This window comes from Antarctobacter sp. (genome assembly GCF_965277915.1).
Taxonomy (GTDB): Bacteria; Pseudomonadota; Alphaproteobacteria; order Rhodobacterales; family Rhodobacteraceae; genus Antarctobacter.
On record NZ_OZ255849.1, the window covers coordinates 4,162,402 to 4,181,149 of the forward strand.

General features: G+C 63.9%; 15 protein-coding genes. 2 read left to right on the top strand and 13 right to left on the bottom strand.

Translation table 11 applies throughout. The features are described from left to right. Window positions 1–12 precede the first annotated feature (12 nt). The 5 genes from ACQY5B_RS21300 to ACQY5B_RS21320 form a co-directional block, all read right to left on the bottom strand. Window positions 13–1,194, bottom strand: a complete 1,182-nt coding sequence (locus ACQY5B_RS21300; protein ID WP_420327539.1) for an HlyD family type I secretion periplasmic adaptor subunit — start codon at window positions 1,192–1,194, stop codon at window positions 13–15. Next, the gene (locus tag ACQY5B_RS21305; protein ID WP_420328590.1) at window positions 1,195–3,390 is read right to left on the bottom strand and encodes an ATP-binding cassette domain-containing protein; all 2,196 of its coding nucleotides are present in this window, start codon (window positions 3,388–3,390) and stop codon (window positions 1,195–1,197) included. It lies immediately after the preceding gene. Window positions 3,391–3,407: 17 nt separating this feature from the next. Continuing rightward, window positions 3,408–4,724, bottom strand: a complete 1,317-nt coding sequence (locus tag ACQY5B_RS21310; protein WP_420327538.1) for a TolC family protein — start codon at window positions 4,722–4,724, stop codon at window positions 3,408–3,410. An 87-nt stretch (window positions 4,725–4,811) separates the two neighbouring features. Next, a complete protein-coding gene (locus tag ACQY5B_RS21315; protein ID WP_420327537.1) occupies window positions 4,812–7,286 on the bottom strand; it encodes an Ig-like domain-containing protein in 2,475 nt (824 codons plus the stop codon). Further along, the gene (locus ACQY5B_RS21320; RefSeq protein WP_420327536.1) at window positions 7,283–8,128 is read right to left on the bottom strand and encodes a BapA prefix-like domain-containing protein; all 846 of its coding nucleotides are present in this window, start codon (window positions 8,126–8,128) and stop codon (window positions 7,283–7,285) included. The genes ACQY5B_RS21315 and ACQY5B_RS21320 overlap by 4 nt, the downstream gene beginning before the upstream one ends. Window positions 8,129–8,471: 343 nt before the next feature. On the opposite strand from ACQY5B_RS21320, the gene ACQY5B_RS21325 reads away from it, so the two are divergent. Beyond that, the gene (locus tag ACQY5B_RS21325; protein WP_420327535.1) at window positions 8,472–8,966 is read left to right on the top strand and encodes a flavin reductase family protein; all 495 of its coding nucleotides are present in this window, start codon (window positions 8,472–8,474) and stop codon (window positions 8,964–8,966) included. Window positions 8,967–9,214: 248 nt separating this feature from the next. Next, on the top strand, window positions 9,215–10,519 hold the full coding sequence (locus ACQY5B_RS21330; protein ID WP_420327534.1) for a cytochrome-c peroxidase: 1,305 nt from the start codon (window positions 9,215–9,217) through the stop codon (window positions 10,517–10,519). Window positions 10,520–10,569: 50 nt separating this feature from the next. Here ACQY5B_RS21330 and ACQY5B_RS21335 read toward each other — a convergent pair whose 3' ends face one another. From ACQY5B_RS21335 to ACQY5B_RS21370, 8 genes are all read right to left on the bottom strand, one after another. After that, the gene (locus ACQY5B_RS21335; RefSeq protein ID WP_421905564.1) at window positions 10,570–11,031 is read right to left on the bottom strand and encodes an NUDIX hydrolase; all 462 of its coding nucleotides are present in this window, start codon (window positions 11,029–11,031) and stop codon (window positions 10,570–10,572) included. A 109-nt stretch (window positions 11,032–11,140) separates the two neighbouring features. Further along, the gene (locus ACQY5B_RS21340; RefSeq protein ID WP_420327531.1) at window positions 11,141–11,413 is read right to left on the bottom strand and encodes a hypothetical protein; all 273 of its coding nucleotides are present in this window, start codon (window positions 11,411–11,413) and stop codon (window positions 11,141–11,143) included. Window positions 11,414–11,694: 281 nt separating this feature from the next. Next, window positions 11,695–12,417: an ethanolamine ammonia-lyase subunit EutC gene (gene eutC / locus ACQY5B_RS21345; protein ID WP_420327530.1), complete on the bottom strand. Its 723-nt coding sequence runs from the start codon at window positions 12,415–12,417 to the stop codon at window positions 11,695–11,697. Then, window positions 12,414–13,787: an ethanolamine ammonia-lyase subunit EutB gene (gene eutB, locus ACQY5B_RS21350; RefSeq protein ID WP_420327529.1), complete on the bottom strand. Its 1,374-nt coding sequence runs from the start codon at window positions 13,785–13,787 to the stop codon at window positions 12,414–12,416. The genes eutC and eutB overlap by 4 nt, the downstream gene beginning before the upstream one ends. Next, window positions 13,787–14,728: a phosphotransferase gene (locus ACQY5B_RS21355; RefSeq protein ID WP_305968076.1), complete on the bottom strand. Its 942-nt coding sequence runs from the start codon at window positions 14,726–14,728 to the stop codon at window positions 13,787–13,789. Before ACQY5B_RS21355 ends, eutB begins: the two co-directional genes overlap by 1 nt. Beyond that, window positions 14,725–15,657 carry a phosphotransferase family protein gene (locus tag ACQY5B_RS21360; RefSeq protein ID WP_420327527.1) on the bottom strand — a complete coding sequence of 311 codons (933 nt, stop codon included), beginning with the start codon at window positions 15,655–15,657 and terminating at the stop codon, window positions 14,725–14,727. The genes ACQY5B_RS21355 and ACQY5B_RS21360 overlap by 4 nt, the downstream gene beginning before the upstream one ends. Continuing rightward, window positions 15,654–16,937 (bottom strand): Zn-dependent hydrolase, encoded by a 1,284-nt coding sequence (locus ACQY5B_RS21365; protein WP_420327526.1) that lies wholly within the window; start codon window positions 16,935–16,937, stop codon window positions 15,654–15,656. Before ACQY5B_RS21365 ends, ACQY5B_RS21360 begins: the two co-directional genes overlap by 4 nt. Next, window positions 16,937–18,748: an ABC transporter ATP-binding protein gene (locus tag ACQY5B_RS21370; RefSeq protein WP_420327525.1), complete on the bottom strand. Its 1,812-nt coding sequence runs from the start codon at window positions 18,746–18,748 to the stop codon at window positions 16,937–16,939. The genes ACQY5B_RS21365 and ACQY5B_RS21370 overlap by 1 nt, the downstream gene beginning before the upstream one ends.

Consider the following 18,748-nt stretch of genomic DNA (forward strand, 5'->3'; position numbering starts at 1 on the left):
GGCCCAATCGGATCACGGTTCGCGGAAGGCCTCGCGCGATTTGTAGAGCGGTTTCAGAAGGTACTGCAGGACGGTTTTCTGGCCCGTGTGCAATTCGGCCTGTGCCTGCATGCCAGGGCGGATTTCCATCGCCACCTGACGGTCGGTCAACCCCGACATGTCGACACGCACCGTGACCTTGTAATGAGGTTCCGACTCGGGCCGGCGCTCATCCTTGACGGTATCGGCAGAGATCACCGAGACGCGGCCCTTCAGGGTGCCGTAGATCGTGTAGTCGTAGGCGGTCAGCTTGATGGTTGCCTCCTGCCCCGGCCGAATGCCCGCGATGTCCTGTGGGCGCACCTTGGCCTCGACGAATAGCTCTTCGTCCAAGGGAATGATCTGCATGATTTCCTCGCCCGGGCGCACGACACCGCCGATGGTCGTGACCGACAGCTTGTTCACGACACCATGCATGGGCGAGGTCAGCACCGTGCGGTTCAGCTGGTCCTGCGAGGCCTTGAGGTTCTGCTGCAGAGTCGCCAGTTCCTTGAGCGTTTCCGAGTATTCCTCGGCCCGGACCAGTTCGGTTTGGGTGACGATCTCGTCAAAGGCCTTTTGTGCATCAGCGTGCGCCTTGCGGGCGCGCGTCACCTCGATCAGGGCGACGACCTTCTTGTCCAGAAGGTCCTCCATCAGCTTCAGCTCCGAGGTCGCCTGTACCAGCACCCTGTCCGCACCTTGCCGGCGCTTGAAATAGTCCGATTGCCGCGCCGCCAGCAGCGCCTGTTCCGAGGCCACCATCTGTGGCGACCGTTGCGCCAGGTCGCGCGGCACCTCGACCACCGAGGCGCCCTGCAGTTCCGCTTCCAGCCGCAACCGGCGGATTTCCAGCGCGGTGATCTGCTCCTGCAGGTCATCGACCGAGGACCGGAACTGCGTCCCGTGCAACCGCGCCAGCACGTCGCCTCGCAACACCTCGTCGCCTTCCTTGACCATCAGTTCGGACAAAATGCCGCCTTCGAGGTTCTGGATGATCTGCGGGCGCGAGGACGAGATGATCTCGCCATCGCCGCGGACGATTTCGTCCAGCCAGGCAAAACTGGCCCAGAGGATAAAGGCCCAGACCGACCCGGCGCAGAGCCAGATGGTCAGGGACGGCCCCCTGAGGTCTTTAGACAGCTGCGCGGAAAGGCGGGTTGCCGTGGTTGCCATTTACGCGTTCCCCGTCTGGGCGGTGCGCAGGTAATCCAGCACCTGGTCGCGCGGCCCGTCGACCGCCATGCGGCCATTGGCCAGGATCAGCGTGCGCGAGGCAAGGCTGAGGATCGGCACGCGGTGGGTCGCGATCACCGCCGTGCGTCCCTCCAGCCAGCTTTCCAGCCGAGAGATCAGCGTCTTTTCCAGTGTCTGGTCCAGTGCGGCGGTAGGTTCGTCCAACAGGCAGACATCCGGGTCCTGCAGCCAAAGCCGCGCCCATCCGATCGACTGACGCTGGCCAACCGACAAGCCCTCGCCGCCGTCACGAATGTCGAGGTCCAGGCCCTTGGGATGCGATTTCACGAACTGCCCCAGCCCGGCAAAATCCAGCGCCTCGAGCAGGCGGTCGTCGTCGCGTTCCAGCATGCTGAGATTGAGGTTGTCGCGCAGCGTGCCGTGGAACAGCCGCACCTCCTGGCCGAGGTATCCAATTGCGCGGCGCAGGTCGCGCGGCTCGATCTGGGCCATCTCCGCGCCGTCGATCAGGACCTTGCCGCTGGCGGGCGCGTAAAGGCCGGACAACATCTTGAGCAGCGTCGACTTGCCGGACCCGTTGGCGCCCAGTACCGCGATGGTCTGACCCGGCTGGATCGTCAGCTTGTCCAGGTCCAGTACCGCAGCGCCTTCGGGATCGTAGCGATAACTGGCCTCACGCAGTTCGTACTGACCTTGCAGGCGTTCGCGGCGCAGGTAATGGCGCGCCTCGGCGCGGTCCTGGGTCACATTGGCGATCCCCTCCAGCCCGTCGAGCGCCGCCTTGACGTTGCCCCAGCGTGCCAGGATGCCCGCAAGCTGCGTCAGGGGCGCCAGCGTCCGCGACGACAGGATGCCCACCGCGATGATCGAGCCGACGGTGAATTCTCCGGCAAAGACCAGGTAGGTGCCGGTGATGACCGCTCCGACATAGGTGGCCTGTTGCACCCCCTGGCTCCAGAAGGTCAGCGTGGCGGCCAGACGGCGCTGATCCGAGGATTTCAGCGCCTGCACGGCGGTCAACTCTTGCCAGACGCGGGCAAAGCGATCCTCGGCGCGCTGGGTCTTGATCGTGTCCAGTTCGACAACCGCCTCTTGCAACAGACGCGATTGGCGGGCGCTGGCACCCTGCATTTCCTGCGTCAGGCGGATCATGCGTTTCTGGAGGAAGAACCCCGGGATGACCATCAACAGGCCGCCCGCAATCAGGACCCAGACGACACCGCCCGCGATCGACCAGACCAGCAACAGAAAGACGAAGATGAAGGGGATGTCCGCCAGCGCCCCCACGGTCGAAGCGGTAAAGAATTCGCGCACGGAACCGAATTCGCGCACGGCGGCAAAAAGCTGCGAAGGCGAGCGCCCGGGCTGGTCCGACCGCATCCCCAGCAGGCGGTTCATCAGCAGACCCTGGACGCCCATCTCGATCTGTCGCCCCGCGCTGTCGAGGAGTTGCGAGCGCGACACCTTGAGCAAGGCCTCCAGCAGAAGTGCGATCACCGCACCGGCGGCCAGCACCCAGAGCGTCGCCTCGGACTGGTGCGGGATCACCCGGTCATAGACCTGCAAAGAGAACAGCGCGACCGACACGGCCAGGATATTCGCCACGAATGACCCCAGCGCGACCTCGGCGAAATGCCTGCGAAAGCGCGAGAACTGGCCCCAGAACCAATGCACCTGCCGGTCCGTTGCGGCGTGGGCCTCTGACAGGGTCTGCACCGGCGCCTCAGCCTGCAGAATCTGCCCGGCAAAGACCGAGTCGAATTCGCCCAGCGGAACCTCAGAGCGGCGCGATGCGGCGGTTTCATCGTAGATGGTCAGGCTGTGCCCCTCTTGCGAGAGGATCAGCACCGCCTGGCCATTCGTCATCAGCGCCAGCGCGGGCCACAGCCCCGGAACAAGGCTGTCCGGCGCTTCTGCATGGGTGATCAACCCGGCGGCCTGCAGGCCCGCCAGCAGCGCCCCGGCATCATAGCTGTCGTCAGACCCGGCGCGCGGCGACAGGGCCTCGAGAATGTCTGAAAGCTTGGCCTCGACTCCCAGCTGCCCGGCCAGAACGCGGATCAGCGTGGCCCGGGCGCGGGCACGGTCGGTATGGCGTGGGGCACGGCGGGCGGCATTGGCGGCGGCCCCGGCGGGCACGGCGCGCAACATGGCCTGACCAGCCTTTCCCGCCATCTCGAACATGCCCTTGCTCACATCTGCGCCCCTTCGGCCAGGGCGCCGCGCAGGCGGGCCAGTTCAAGTTCGGCGCGCGCGGCCTTGTATTTCAGTTGAATGGCCGTCTCCAGCGCGGCGGCATAGGTTTCATAAACCCCGACCACGTCCATGACCTGCCTCTGGCCCCCGTCGTACTGGCTCTGGAACAGGTCGAGGTTTTGCTTGGCCTGCCGGGTCAGCAACTCGGCCTCCTTGGCCTGGCGGGTGTAGGCCGCCAATTGGCTGGACTGGCTGCGAATGGCACGGTCCGCGGTTTCACGGGCCTCGCCGATCCGTCGCTCGGCAGCCTCCTTGCTGGCCTCGATGGCCCTCAGGTCAGAGACCGTGCCCAGCGAAAACAGCGAATCCGACCCGATGTCGAGACTGCCCAGCCGTCCGCTATCGCCGACCGAGCCGCCGGCAACGAGGCTAGGCAGGTGGCTGGCGCGGGCGATCTTCGCCTCGGCCAAAGCGATATCACGTTCGACCTGCGCCCTGAGCACGCCCAGCGCGGCCCCGCCCGAAGCATCGCCAAGCCCCCCAAGACCCCGCACCTCTGCCAGGGGGCGGCCCGCCATCGCGTCGAGTTCTTCCAGCGCGGTACGCGCGGTTTCCAGCGCCTCGCCTCTGCGGGCGCGGATGCTGGCCAGTTTCTGCCGCAGGACATTGAGATCGGACATGTCCGAGACACCACCCCGCACCCTTTCGTTCATGATCCACTCGAAATGGGTCATGTCCCTGAACGCCAATTCCAGATGCGCGGCCAGTTCGCGGTTTTCCTCGGCCCGGATGTAGAGTTTGAGCGCATCGTCCACGCGGTCGTTGCAATCCTCGACCAGCTTGACGGCGGCCAGTTCCACATGCGCCTTGGCAAGGTCGCGCTCGGCCTTCTTGCGGCCATTGTCGAAAAGCACCTGGTTGATGACCAGGTCGGCCACAAAATCGCCCAGAGAGTTCAACGAGATGCGCGGCCCGATGGCGGGCAGCCAGTTGTATTTTGCCGCCTCGGCCCGCAGCTGCGCCACATGCAGTTCGGCAGCCGCCACCCGGTTGTCCGAGGCGAGGACCGCATTTGCAACGGTGGCATAGGGCGTGCCCGGTTCGACCACGGTGTCACGCAGCGAAAGGGCATGGATGACAGGGGCAGTTTGGGCAGGATCACGGCGCCGCGCGGTGGCCGCACGCACAAGGGTTGTATCCGCTGACGACTTGGATCCACCAGCGAAACGGGACACCACCCCCATGTCCGTGGTGCAGCCCGAGAGCGCGACCGCCAGCACGATCAGGCCCAGGCCATGCCTGCCTATCCTCATATGTGTCCCCGTCTAGGCGCGAGTATGGTTGTCAAGCGGGCTCCGCGGCCCGGTTCTGTGCCGGGCCTGCGAATGGATTTGATCGGGTCACGTGACGCCGTGGATCTGGGTGATGTCGTCCTCGATCAGCAGGGTCGCGTCGCCAAGGTTGAAGACGTTGAACCCATTGCAGTCGTTGCCCTCGGCGGTGGCGCCGGTGATCGTCACGCTGTCGTCCGACCCACCACGGATGGTGACCGTGTCGCTGTTTTCCGACAGCGCCTTGATCTGTGCCTCTGTGATGGTGAGGTTGCTGTCCTCGGCGAAGTGCAGGTCGATGGTGTCGATCTGGAAGTCGGACAAGGCCTCTGCAATATCGTCGGACATCAGAACCGTGTTGGTCAGCGGGTCATCGGTGACGAGGTAGGACCCGGAGGTATTGCCCGCCGCATCGGTCGAGGCCAGCACCAGGTGCGTACCGTCCGCCACCGACCCGTCGAGGTCGATGTAGGTCTGGCCGATCGCCTCGACATCGGTGCTGGTGTCGATGGAAACGGCGGTCACATCCGGCGTTCCCGACAGATCGCTCAACTGGCCGAGGAAGACATCGTCTTCGGTGATCTCGGTCCGGATCAGGTCCACGCCGGATCCGTCACGGCCGTAGCCGATCCAGTTCAGCGTGTCGGGTGCATCGGTGTCCACGCTCAGCGTTTCGGAGATGGCGCGCGTGTTGCCCGCCGCATCCACGGCCTCGACCAGGACCGGGGCCGAAAGCGTACCGGTGGGAATGGCCGAGGACGGAATGTCCACCGACCAGTTGCCCGAGGCGTCGACCGTGGCCACATGAGCCATGCCGCCCACGGTGACCGAGACGCTCGATCCCTGCTCGACGACACCGGTGAGGGTCACGTCCTGCCGCGCCTCTGCCGCGTTGATGACGCCGTCAGGCGTGACCGGGTCCGAGGACATGGCCAGCAAGTTGACCTCTGTATCGATGTCGAAGTCCACCGAGGTCGTGGCGGTGTTGCCCGCAGCATCCGTGGTATCGATTACCGCAGAAGTGGCCTTTTCCCCGGCAGGGATGTCCCCGGCCTGGAATCCGACGCTCCAGTTGCCGGAGGCGTCTACCGTGGCAACGCGGGTCACCCCCTCGAAGGTGACGGAGACGGTGCCGCCCGGTTCGGTTGTGCCTGTCAGGACAAATCCATCGCTGGCCTCGTCGGCGTTGATGACATTGTCACCCTCGACCGGCGTACCGGAGGCGGCAAAATTCAGCACCTCGGTGTCCACCAGCACGCTGTCGGTACGGGTCAGGGTGTTGCCTGCGCTGTCGGTGATGGTGGCGGAAACATCGGCGGTATAGGTGCCCGGTGCGATCTCTCCGGGCGCGAAGTCCAGCGACCAGTTGCCCGAGGGATCGGTCAGAACCGCGTGTGTCACGCCGTTCAACGTCACGTTCACCACTTGTCCCGGGTCCGAGGTGCCCTTGATCGTCACCCCGTCCGAAGCTTCGACCAGATTGATCACATCGTCCCCCTCGACCGGGTCGGAGCTGATGGTCAGCATGCCTGCATCGGTGTCGATGATGACGGGCCGCGTGATGGTCTCTGTATTGCCAGCCGGGTCGATCGAAACCGCGGTCAGCGTGACTGTCTGTTCGCCGCTGGGCAGCTGCGCGGGGTCAAAGCTGGCGGTCCAGTTGCCGCCCGCGTCCACGGTGGCCTGAACGGTGTGGCCGTTCAGCGTGATGTGCACGCTGCCGCCCGGTTCCGTCGTGCCCGTCAGGACAAGACCCTGCGCCGCCTCGTCGGCATTGATGACCGCATCCGGCCCGCCCGGGGTGGAGGTGATGGCAAAGTTGCGCACCAATGTGTCGACGTCGATGCTGCCGTTCGCGGTGGCGGTATTGCCCGCCGGATCGGTCGATGTCGCAGTGACGTCCAACGTGCGCTCGCCCGCCGGGATCTCGGCCGCGGCGAAATCGGCGGTCCAGCTGCCATCGGCGTTGACCGTGGCCTGATGTGTCACCGTGCCCAGCGTCACCATGACGGTACTGCCCGGTTCGGCCGTGCCGGTCAGGGTCACGCCATCGCTGCGCTCGGCGGCGTTCACCACGCCTTCGCCCTCGACGGAGGCCGTGTAGACCTGAACGTGGTTGGTCACGTCGATCTCGAACCCGCCAGAGGCAAAGGCCATGTTGCCGGCCGGATCGGTCAGGGTGACGGTCGCGACGACCGCGATACTGCCGGCCTGGCCCACATTCGTCGGCAGGACACTGGCCGGGAAAGGCATCGACCAGGATCCATCGGCGCCGACGACATCCGAGGCGGTTTCGCCGTACAGTTCCAGCGTGACCGTCGCGCCCGCCTCACCCGTGCCGGTAAAGGCGATCATGCCCGCGTGTTCGGTGCTGTTCACGATGCCGTCCACCGCGATGGTCGAGGTGTTCACCGTGACGGCGGTCTCGGTGTCCACGTCGAAGTCATGGCTCATCGTAGCGATGTTGCCCGCCGGATCGGTCGAGACGATCTGCGCCGTGGCGGCATAGGTGCCCGTGGCCAGGTCACCCTCGGCGAATGTCACGTTCCAAAGGAGGGACCGTCGAGAAGTGTCACGGTCCCGTCGGGATCAGTCACCTTGACCGGGATGTCCGCATAGTTGCCGTCGGGCGGGAAGTTTTCGCCATCGAAGACGATCTTCCAGATACCGTTGTCATCCGCCTCGCCGGTGACGGTGATGCCGCCGATGGTGATCTCGATGATCGACCCGGGATTGGCTGTACCCGTGATCGTGAGGCTCGGCGTGTCACCGCCGTCGATGGCATAATTCGCGTCGGGGTCATCCACGGTTGGAGCGGTCCAAACAAGACCGCCACCGCCGCCTCCTCCGCTGCTGCTGTCTCCGCCGCCCAGCAGCGCGGCACCGCCCAGCGCGGCCGCGCCCAGGCCTGCTGCACCCAGCCCACCCATGCCGATCAGGCCCGCAGCCAGCATGCTGACTTCGTTGCCCTCGTTCACGGGAACGGGTGCCTCTGCGACTACGGTCGGCTCGTCGATGAAGATGAGCGCGTCGGTAGGGCTCCACTTGCCCCATTCCTCGGTCGGGCCGTACTGGGCGAACAGCGCCCCGCCCTCGGCCTCAACAAAGGTGACCTCGTTCAACGTCCCGTAGGCACTGAGATACAGCTTGCCAGCCGCGTCGCCGCCGTCAAAGTAATTTTCGAGCACGACCACACGGCCATCGGCCAAGGTTATCAGCAGGTCATTCGCGGCCCGGTCGTAGCCTCGCACGTCGGATTGGCTGATGTTCAGGGAAACTTCCTGGCCGTCAGATGCGTCGATCAGGAAACCCTTGTCGTCGCCATTGACTTCGCCACGTTCCAGAATGCCCGCACGGGTACGGGTCACGAATTTAATCGCGTTCATGATCACACTGCTCTACCTCAGTGTTCGCATGTTTTTTTTAGTGTGGCGAACTTGTTATTTCTCTTTGTGAAATAACCTAACCTTATTGCCTTCGCTACAAAGAATTTCCCGATTTACGCGACATGAGGGGGAAATTGCGGCGCCATGCGCCATATCTGGCATGAGTTGTGACAAAAATGCGGCGGTCACCAACCCGGCGCGTTCGCTTCTGTCCTCCCCACTTTCCTGTCCGGAAACGGGTGGACCGTGCGGCGCGCATTTAGGAAGGTGCCCCCGGCCAGCAAGGAAAGGATGCCCGGCCCTCCGCCTCGACCCATGCGGACCCGGTTGCGATACGAGCCTGATGACGCAAGACTTCGACCCGGCAGAGGAAGATGGCCGCGCCTTCCGCGAAGCCCTGGGCCGTTTCGGCACCGGGGTGACGGTGATCACCTGCGCCACGACAACCGGCCCTCTTGGCATCACCGCCAACAGCTTTTCCTCGGTCTCCCTCGATCCGCCACTGGTGCTCTGGGCGCCGGCGAAATCCTCGTCGCGCTACCCGTTCTTCATGGCCGCGGATCGGTTCGCGATACACGTCATGGGCGCGAACCAGTTCGAACTCTGCCGCGCCTTCGCCCGGGACGGCGATGCCTTTGACGCCTTCGACTGGCGCCTGAGCGCATCGGGTGTCCCCCTGATCGAGGGCTGCCTTGCACGTTTCGAATGCCGCCAGGCGGCGGCGCACGACGGCGGCGACCACTCTATCCTTCTGGGCCATGTAGAGCGTGTCAGCTCCCGGGAGGGCGCACCGCTGTTGTTCCAGGGCGGACGCTACGGCAGCTTTACCGCCGACTGATCCCAAAACTCGCCGTCAGAAACGCACTGGCGGGCAGATCCGGAGCGGCATCCCGGATCGGGAGCGATTTCCGCAACGGAAACCCCTTGTTTCAAAAAGCGAAAGCGCGCTCTGAAAATTCCAGTCTTTCCCAAAGCTTGCCAAGTGTAAGCCGATTGATCACAGTTTTGTTATCCGCAAAACACACGGCATTTCAAAAAGACAGGTTCGTCATGATCCTCAGATTTCTTAACCCTTTTCCGCGCCTAATGGCCCCTGCCCTGCTGATTTCCCTGACCGCCTTGGTGCCCACGCATACGCGCGCTGATGCGATCCTGGCGCAGGACTTCCTCGATTTTGACACCCAGGAGGCCCAGCTTGGCCGCCTGCTGTTCTATGACAAGATCCTGTCGGGCAATCAGAACATCAGCTGCGCGACCTGCCACCACCACAGCCTGCACGGTGCCGACGGCGTCAGCCTGGGCATCGGAGAAGGCGGGTTCGGTCTGGGCCCCGACCGGACCCCGGGCGAGGGCGCCCACCGGATCGCGGAACGGGTGCCCCGCAACGCGCCCGCGCTTTGGAATCTCGGACACCGCGACGTGCGCGAGATGTTCCATGACGGCCGGGTCGAACGGATCGGCGCTGGCTATGTCGCCTTCAAGACACCCGCCAAGGAATACACGCCCGCCGGGCTGAACTCGCTGCTGGCGGCGCAGGCGCTTTTCCCGGTCAGTTCCGTGACCGAAATGGCCGGGCACCCGGACGAGAACCCGGTCAGTGCCGCCTTTGCAGAGCGCATCGACTTGGGCTGGGCGATGCTGGCCGACCGTGTGCGCGAAGTGCCGGAATACCAGCGCCTTTTCGAGGCGACATATCCCGATGTGCACGATCCAGACGACATCACCATCGTCGAGATCGTGAATGCCATCGCCGCCTTCATCGGTACCGAATGGCAAAGCTATGACAGCCCCTACGACAAGTGGCTGACCGAGGGCACGCCACTTTCGCCCGAGGCAGAGCGCGGCAGGCAACTCTTTTTCGGCGACGCGGGCTGCTCCGGCTGCCACAACGGGCCGCGCTTTACCGATCAGAACTTTTACGCCGTGGGCGTTCCCCAGTTTGGCCCTGGCCGGCCCTTTGGCGAGGATACCATTCCACACGATCTGGGACGGATGGAGACCACCCGCAATCCGGAGGACGCCTACAAGTTCCGCACGCCTTCGCTACGTAACGTGGCACTGACCGCGCCCTATGGGCACAACGGCGCCTATCCCACCCTGCGCGCCATGATCCGCCACATGTGCGATCCGCTGACCGCCCGCAGCGAATGGACCCCGGGCATGGCTCGCCTGCCGGACGTTGCCTGGTTGAACGATCATGACTTCACCCTTGTCGGCGACGCGCTGGAGACGGCGCAACAGGTCGCCTACCTGGATCTTTCGCCGGTCGAGATGGTCGAGGCGGATATCGACGCGCTGGAGGCGTTCCTGAACGCACTGACCGGCGAAACCGCAGAGAAACGCCCGATGGGTCGGCCAGACACGGTGCCCAGCGGCCTGCCGGTGGACTGACGCCGCCTTGCCCGGGCGGAATGCGAACCGCCGCGTTCCGCCCGCCTTACTCAATCCATGCGGTCGATCAGCTTGCGGATGGACGGCTCCTTGTGCGGTTTCTTCTGAAGTCGCAGCAACAATTCGGCCAGTTCCCCTTCGTCGACGCGCTGAGCCGCTGCCTTGGGGGTGAACCACTTGCGCTTGCGTTCCTTGCGCTCTTTCCAGTCACGCAGCAGCTTTTCCACGAACATCGGGTAGACCTCGACCGTGCAGGGCACGACACTGCCATCGTCCATGACCTTGCCATAGCTGTAGGTGCCGATCATCTCGGTCCCGATATGACCCTTGGCGCCCGCCTCTTCCAGCGCCTCTATCTCTGCGGCTCGCCAGGGTTTCTTGCCATCCATCTGCCAGCCCTTGGGCATGACCCAGCGCCCGGTATCGCGCGATGTCACCATCAGGACCTTGACCTGGTCCTTGGCGTCCCTGCGCATTGGCAGGGCAGCTATCTGCTCGCCTTGTGCCGACACTTGGGCCTCCTCCTGAAAAATCGGGCGGGCCGGCGTCTCCTCTCGCCGCCCCCCGTCTGAAAAGTCCTTCACCCGCAGGCATCGCATCTCGGCGCGCTCGGAACCACCCCTAAAGCAGAGTGACCATATCCTCGGTCAGATTGTTGCCGTTCATCTCTTCGACCGGGCCCGGCACGATCCATCCGATCAGGTGCAAGTCTGCGGAAAGGAACCTGAACTGGTCAGGAAAGAAGGTGAAGGGATAGACCTGTGCGCCGCCGCCCTCTCCTTCGACGGCGACATAACCGTCCCCCAGGACAAGATTGGGCAAGGATTGTGCGGCGAAATGCATGGCGGCCTTGCAGGCCTTCACCTGCGACGAGGTCAGAAAGGTGTAAACCATCAGACGGCTACCAAAACGACGCGTATGCCGGACAACGGCGGAGGTGACGCCAAAGTGCGACAGCACTGTGTACCCTAAACAGGTGAATTCAGATATGGCTTGGAATGGGAAAGCGGCGGACCGCGAAACCGCCAGACCTTGCAGTTGGCCAGTTGACCGGATCAAATTCGTTTCAGAACCCCCAAAGCCCTTTGCTCTGATGTGGATGATACTCCCCGGGCCATCGGCGAGGATAACGCAGCATACAACAAAAAGAGTCGATGGCGACCGGCGTCCGGCGATCAAGGTCCTTGGATTTCGGCGCCAATGCCGGGACTTGCATCCTTGAGGCCGACTCCGGTCTGCCCTGTCGCCTGCGCCATTTCGATGAGCCAGGCAAGACGTGCGGCCGCCTCCTGCGCGCTCAGACCGCCCTTGTCGTGGATGTTCGAGACGCAGTTGCGTGCGCTGTCCCGGATGCCCGGTTTGGGAGCATAGGTCAGGTAGGCCCCCAGGCTGTTGGAAACGGTCAAACCCGGGCGCTCTCCGATCAGGATCAATACCATCTTGGCATGCGCCGCATGGCCCACGGCATCGCCCAGCGCGACGCGCGCCTCAGAGGCCGCAAAGACAGGCGCTTGGCGCGCTTCTGGACAGGTGTTGCGCAGGGCGCGCACCAAGTCCGGGGCCTGCAAGGCCAGAGCCGGCGGCGACAACCCATCCGCAAGCACAATGGCCAGATCTGGCGCCGACGGTGCAATCGTGACCTCGGGATGCAACTTCCGTCCAAGGTCCGGTCGCCGAAGATATTCCTGACGATTGCGCGCCTGGGAACGAATGTGATGCAGAGGGCCAACCGCTGTTTCGATCCCGGCCCAATCCAACGGTTCGAAGATCGCGTCCCGCGCGCTGGCATGGTCCTCTTGAAAGGCAAGCAAACGCGACAGGGGAAGTGGGGTCCCGGCGGCGTCCAGCCGCACACGGGCCGGTGTCAGCCCCATCAAACCTGCGGTCGAAACGATCATGCCACCAACCCGATGTCTTCGAGGACCGCTGACTGTCCCGCCAGCAACCCGCCGTCGCGGCGCATTGCGTCCAGCCACGCTTCGAATTCCGGCGCGGCGCGCAGTCCCGTCGTCTCTCGCAGATAGGCCAGGTCTTCAAATCCGAGGCTCTGGTATCCAAGCATCGGATCATCGGCGCCGGGCACGGTGATCAGGAAGTTCACGCCCGCGCTGGTCAGCAGCGTGGCGAGTACGTCCATGTCGTCCTGATCGGCCTGAACGTGGTTGGTGTAGCAGACATCGACCCCCATCGGCAGGCCCAGCAGCTTGCCGCAGAAATGGTCCTCCAATCCGGCGCGGATGATCTGGCGGCCATCATACAGGTACTCGGGACCGATGAACCCGACCACGGTGTTGACCAACAAGGGGTCATAGGCGCGGGCAACCGCATAGGCGCGGGCCTCCAGGGTTTGTTGATCCACACCATGATGGGCATCAGCGGACAAGGCCGCGCCCTGCCCCGTCTCGAAATACATCATGTTTTGACCGACCGTACCACGGCCCGCGGCCAGCCCTGCCTCCCATGCTTCTTGAAGAATTTCCAGAGAGACGCCGAACCCGTCGTTCGCATCCTGCGTTCCCGCAATCGACTGAAATATAAGGTCTATCGGGGCATTGCGCTCCAGCAGGGCCAGCGCGTTGGTGACATGGGTCAGGACGCAGGTCTGCGTCGGAATGCCCAAAGAGCCACGGATGTCGTCAAGAGCGCACAGAAGGCCGTAACCGTTTTCAAGATTGTCCGTGGCGGGATTGATGCCGATCACCGCGTCGCCGGCACCAAAGAGCAGCCCGTCGAGGATCGCCACCGCGATACCACGCGGATCATCCGCCGGGTGATTTGGCTGCAGCCGTGTCGACAACTGCCCCTTTCGGCCCAACGAGTTCCGAAACGCTGTCTCGACCTCGCATTTGCGGGCAACACGGATCAGATCCTGGTTGCGCATCAGCTTGCTGACGGCGGCGACCATCTCGGGCGTCAGGCCCGGTGCTGCCGCGCGCAGGCTGGCGGTGTTCGCCTGCTCGCCCAGCAACCAGTCACGCAGATCGCCGACACACATCGCCGCGAAGGGGGCAAAGGCCCGTTCGTCATGCGTGTCGATGATCAGCCGCGTGACGTCGTCGCTCTCGTAGGGAACGACCGCTTCTTGCAGGAAGGTGCGCAGTGGCAGATCCGCCAAGGCTCGCCGCGCCGCAACGCGCTCCCTTGCCGAGGAGGCCGCAATCCCGGCAAGCTGGTCCCCGGACTTTTCCGGTGTCGCGACTGCAAGCAGACGCGCGAGGCCATCAAAAGTGAAACGCTCGCCTTGAACGATACCGGAGTAGGTGCCCATCAGAGCCTCGCCAGATGCAGCGCCCAATCCGGGTCTTCCATGATCGACCGGGCGCGCATCTTCTTCCACATGCCGTATTTGTGGAAATCGAATTCCAGTCGAGAGATCTTGAGCTGCACCATGGACCACAGGGCCCATTTCACATCGGCAAGCGCCTTGTGAACGGTGATCCGGGACACGATTTCGGGGCGGACTTCGCCAAAGTATTCCTCGATCAGTTCCAATTCGCGGTCCGGGGTAAAGAACATCTCGCCGAACCAGATGCCCAAATCGTAGCAACGGTCGTTCATCGAGCAGTATTCGTAGTCGATCAACATGATCGACCCGTCCTCGGCGATCATGAAATTGCCCGGCATCGGGTCGTTGAAGGATGGCACCATATCATAACCCGAGGCCTCGATAGCCTCTTTGGCCAACTGCGTGTTGAGCATCAGCCAGCTGTCTTCGCGGTACTTCCGGCCACCCAACGTCGCGATCTGCCCGGCATGTTCGTCGATCATGTCGAAGATCGTCTTGGTCAGTCCCAACTCGGGCAGTCCGTGCATGGTTCGATAGGCGCCGATGGCCGCGCGACAATTGCCAAGATCGAGAAAGTCAGAGTTCGTCGAGGCGCGACGGTCTGGCAGGAAGTCGTTGATCTCGACCCCGCGGTGGGCCAGGTCGTCATGCACGCGCGGTCCGAGGCCCGCCGCTGCGGCCTTGCGCGATGCATCCATTGCCGCCTCGCGGTCGATGAACATCTCGGTGCCGTTTCCGGGAACCTTGACGAACCAATCGCCACCGTCCTCGCTTTGCACGCGCCAGTTCTCGTTGGAGATACCGCCCGACACGGGCCCGTAGGTGATGCCTTTGCCGCCACCGAACAACGGGGCATCGCGAATGATCCGCTCGATGGTCTCTTCCATCTCGTGCACGGCAGAGCCAAGGGGTTTCATCATCATGCGGCCACCTCCGTGATGCGCAGTTTCTCCTCGAATGCAGGATGGCGCAGCATCACGCGCAGGCGTAGCAGGCGCCATTCCCCGTATTTCAGCCATTCCACCGAGCTGCGTTCCGACGTGTGCGCCATCAGCCGCGCCCAGAGCGCGTGCAGCAGGTCGTCCACATGCGACCACAGCCGCGCGCGGGCAAAGAGCACCGGATCAAAGCTCCCGTGATAGGCGGTGAAGGCCGCGACCATGTCGGATTCAAGGTCCGTCACTTCGGCCATCAGCGCCCCCAGGTCGTACAGCGGATCATTCATGCCGGCCCGGTCGAAATCGACCAGCAGCACCTTGTTGCCGGGGCCGAGCAGGATATTCGATGCGCTGCCATCGTTGCGGCAGGGCGCTAGGGGCGCGCTTTCGGCCAGGGCTTCGGCCTGCGCTATCAGGCGGCGCAGGTAGAGGATGTCGTCCGGCAAGGGAATGCCATTCGCGCCATGCGCTTCGATCACCCGGTCGATCTGGGCGAAGGGATCGAAACGCCCGGGCAGCGCCGGCCCTTCATGTTGCGCCTTGAGCGCGTGCATCACGGCGCTCAGGGTCTCGGCATCTTGCAGATGATGCTGGCGGGCCGTGAAAAAGCCGGAGGGCGCCGCGTCCATGGCAAGGGCGCAGGTCGCGGGATCGGACCACAGTACGCTGGGCCCGGCCACCGAAAGCTTGGCCCCGGCGATGGCTGTTTCGGGATCGAAGAATGGCATCACTTCCGGATGCATCCGTTTGACGAATGTCCCGCCGACGATGGCAGAGCAACTTTCCAGCGCCTGGTAGCTGGGCGAAGCCAGGGCGGCGGGGCCGGCCTGCGCCGCCTCCGGATCCAGTCCGGCGGCCAGAAGCGTGCCGGCCATCATGGCGTCAGTGACGGTTCCTGTGCTGGGCGCAGTCATGCGGCACCTCCTGTCTGGTCCAGATTCCCGCCAGCCGCGTCGATCCGGCGAAGCATTTCCAAAAGCACGTCGCCCCCTGCAGCGAGATCTTCGGGGGTCGTGTATTCGTCGTTGCGGTGAATGACGCCGCCGACGGACGGCACGGCGAACACCAGCGACGGCAGGATCGCGTTCAGGGCCACCGCGTCATGGCCCGCCGTGGTATCCAGTTGCATCAAAGGCAGGTCAAAGTCCCGCGCCGCGGCTTCGCATAGCAAAACGAGGCGCTCATCGAATTTCCCGGCGGGGCGTCGGTCGACCGCCACGATGCGCGCCTCGACCGAGGCACTGGACGCCAGCCCCGGCAAGGAATCGCGCAACTCGGCCTCGGCCCATTCCAGAACCTCTGCCTCTGGCGCACGCAATTCACAGAAGAGAACGGCCTTGCCAGGAACGATGTTCGGCGAATTCGGAGAGACATCCAATCGTCCGACCGAGGTATAGAGCGTGTCCTGCGCGTCTTCGCTCAGCGCGCGTACCTTGGTGATGATATGTGCCGCGCCCAGCAGTGCATCGCGGCGGTCCTCCATCGGGGTTGGGCCAGTGTGGTTCTGCTCTCCGGTCACTTCGATGCGGACCTTGAGCGCCCCCCAATGCCGGACAAAGGGGGCGATGCGCGCGCCCGAGGTCTCCATCTTGTCGTCGCCCTCGATATGGATTTCGAGGTAAATGTCGGGCTGCGGGGACCGGCTGTCGCCCATGAATCCGGTACGGATCAGCTCTTGTTCGACCGTCTTGCCATCGCGATCGACGCGCGACAGAGCAAAATCGCGGGTCACGCTGCCGGCAAAGACCGAAGACCCCAGCAGAGACGGCTGAAAGCGGGCGCCTTCCTCGTTCATCCAGTCCGCGATCACGTAATTGCAGCGGGGCACCTCGCCCCGCTCGGCCATGTCGGCTCGCAGGGTTTCGATGGCGGCAAGGGCCGCGACCACCCCATAGGCACCGTCGAAACGGCCACCCTTGGGTTGGCTGTCAAGGTGCGACCCCACCATGACCAGGGGCGCATCCGGCCCGGCAAGGTCGATCCGACCGAACAGGTTGCCGATGTTGTCGACAAGAACAGTGTACCCCCGCGCCTCCAGTTCCGACCGAAACCAGTTCCGGGCATCGCGGTGAGCGTCGGTCAGCACCGGGCGGTCGACGCCGCCGTCACCGGTATCGCCAAAGGTGGAAACCTGCGCCATCAAGGCGTGCAGAAGATCCGCGTCGATGTGGCAAAGGTCGATGGTGTCCGGCATCAGGACTCTCCTGGGTCGTTGAGGTGGCAGGCTGCCAGCGCCTGCCCGCCGCGGCTTCTCAGGCGCGGGTTTTCGGTCAGGCAGCGGTCGAAGGCCTGGGGACAGCGCCCTGCAAAGGCACATCCCGGCGGCAGGTCGATAGGCGATGGTGGCTCGCCCTCCATAAGGCAGTCCTCCGGGCGGTAACGCCGCTCTTCCAGCGTCGGTGCGGCAGACAAGAGCGCGCGGCTATAGGGATGACCCGGATCGAAGAACAGGCGCTCGTTCGGGGCAACCTCGACGGTTTCGCCCAGGTACATGACGGCAATGCGCGAACAGACCTGCCGCACCATCGTCAGGTCATGGCTGATGAAGATGTAGGTGAATCCGTGCTGTGCCTGCAGCCGTTCGAAAAGGTTCAGCAATTTGCCCTGTTCGGTCTGATCCAGCGCGGACAGCGTCTCGTCCATGATCAGCAGCCGCGGCTCGAGGACCATGGCACGCGCCACGTTGAGACGTTGCCGCTGACCCGCCGATAGACCCGTTGGCAGGCTGTCATAGAGATCCGTGGGCAGACCGACCTCGGACATGGCCGCGCGGGCGCGATCACGGCGTTCGGCGCGATTGCCGATGGCGTGGATCTTCAGCGGCTCTTCGAGGATCGCACCGATGGCGCTTTGCGGGGGCAACGAGCCGTAGGGGTCCTGCAAGACCAGCTGAAACTTGCGCCGCAGCGCACGCAAACGTTTGGGGCTTGCCTCTCCGACGTTCTCATCCTCGAAAAAGATCGACCCGGCGTCCGGACGCTCCAATCCGGTCAAAAGCCGCATCAACGAGGATTTCCCGCAGCCTGATTCCCCAACGATGCCAAAGTTGTCACCGGGGAAGACATCGAATTCCACGTTGCGGACGGCCTGGACCAGGGCCTTGCCCGAAGCGCTGCGCGTTTCGTAGTGCTTGGCTACGCCGCGCACGGACATGATGGCGCGCCGGTCGCGATCCTGCGGTTGGGCGTGATCGCGTCCCTCGGCCCAGAGGGTCGGCAATTCCTCGATCAGCTTGTGGGTGTAGCCGTGCTGAGGCGTGTCGATCAGCGCATCTGGCGCCTGGCGCTCCACGACGCGACCGTCATGCAGGACCATCACCTCGTCCGCCGCATCGCAGGCCACCGGCAACGAAGAACAGATGAACAGCACTGCGGTCGAGAAATCCTCGTTGAGTTCGCGCATCAGTTTGAGGATCTGGGCCGCCACCGTAACATCAAGCGGTTGGGTGATGTTGTCTGCAATCAGAAGCGCGGGATCGGACATCAGCGCATCGACGATCATGGCGCGTTGCATCATGCCGCCGGAATACTGGAAGGGATATTCGTGAAACCGGCGTTCCGCGGCGGGGATCTTGACCGCCTCCAGCAAGCGAATGGCTTTTTCCCGGGCGTCGGCGGCACTGATCTCCGGGCGGACGGCGCGCAGTTTCTCGACCAGTTGCGCGCCAACGGTCATCGTCGGGTCAAGCGCACCGGCCGGGTTGCCACCTACATATGCGATCTCGCGACCGGCCAGGGTGCGCGCATAGGCCGGATCCTTCAGCAGATCGCGCCCCTCGATCAGGATCTCGCCGCCAGTGACCGCCAAAGGTTCGGACAGCCAACTGGCCAAGGCGCGCGCCAGCACCGTCTTGCCCGAACCGCTTTCGCCGATGACAGACAGGATCTGCCGGGGCGCAAGGTCGAATGAGACATCCTTCAGGACGTCACGGCCTTCGCCGGTGAGGGTGACGGTGAGATTGCGGACCGACAGCAACGTCTTGGTCTGTACCATATCAAGCGACAT

Excerpts from the sequence above, each read along its gene's own strand:
- ACQY5B_RS21325 (WP_420327535.1), top strand. The coding sequence starts at position 8,472 with ATGACGCAAGACTTCGACCCGGCAGAGGAAGATGGCCGCGCCTTCCGC.
- eutB (WP_420327529.1), bottom strand. The coding sequence starts at position 13,787 with ATGGGCACCTACTCCGGTATCGTTCAAGGCGAGCGTTTCACTTTTGAT.
- ACQY5B_RS21320 (WP_420327536.1), bottom strand. The coding sequence starts at position 8,128 with ATGAACGCGATTAAATTCGTGACCCGTACCCGTGCGGGCATTCTGGAA.
- ACQY5B_RS21310 (WP_420327538.1), bottom strand. The coding sequence starts at position 4,724 with ATGAGGATAGGCAGGCATGGCCTGGGCCTGATCGTGCTGGCGGTCGCG.
- ACQY5B_RS21360 (WP_420327527.1), bottom strand. The coding sequence starts at position 15,657 with ATGACTGCGCCCAGCACAGGAACCGTCACTGACGCCATGATGGCCGGC.
- ACQY5B_RS21300 (WP_420327539.1), bottom strand. The coding sequence starts at position 1,194 with ATGGCAACCACGGCAACCCGCCTTTCCGCGCAGCTGTCTAAAGACCTC.
- ACQY5B_RS21370 (WP_420327525.1), bottom strand. The coding sequence starts at position 18,748 with ATGTCGCTTGATATGGTACAGACCAAGACGTTGCTGTCGGTCCGCAAT.
- ACQY5B_RS21355 (WP_305968076.1), bottom strand. The coding sequence starts at position 14,728 with ATGATGATGAAACCCCTTGGCTCTGCCGTGCACGAGATGGAAGAGACC.
- eutC (WP_420327530.1), bottom strand. The coding sequence starts at position 12,417 with ATGATCGTTTCGACCGCAGGTTTGATGGGGCTGACACCGGCCCGTGTG.
- ACQY5B_RS21305 (WP_420328590.1), bottom strand. The coding sequence starts at position 3,390 with ATGGCGGGAAAGGCTGGTCAGGCCATGTTGCGCGCCGTGCCCGCCGGG.
- ACQY5B_RS21330 (WP_420327534.1), top strand. The coding sequence starts at position 9,215 with ATGGCCCCTGCCCTGCTGATTTCCCTGACCGCCTTGGTGCCCACGCAT.
- ACQY5B_RS21340 (WP_420327531.1), bottom strand. The coding sequence starts at position 11,413 with ATGGTTTACACCTTTCTGACCTCGTCGCAGGTGAAGGCCTGCAAGGCC.
- ACQY5B_RS21365 (WP_420327526.1), bottom strand. The coding sequence starts at position 16,937 with ATGCCGGACACCATCGACCTTTGCCACATCGACGCGGATCTTCTGCAC.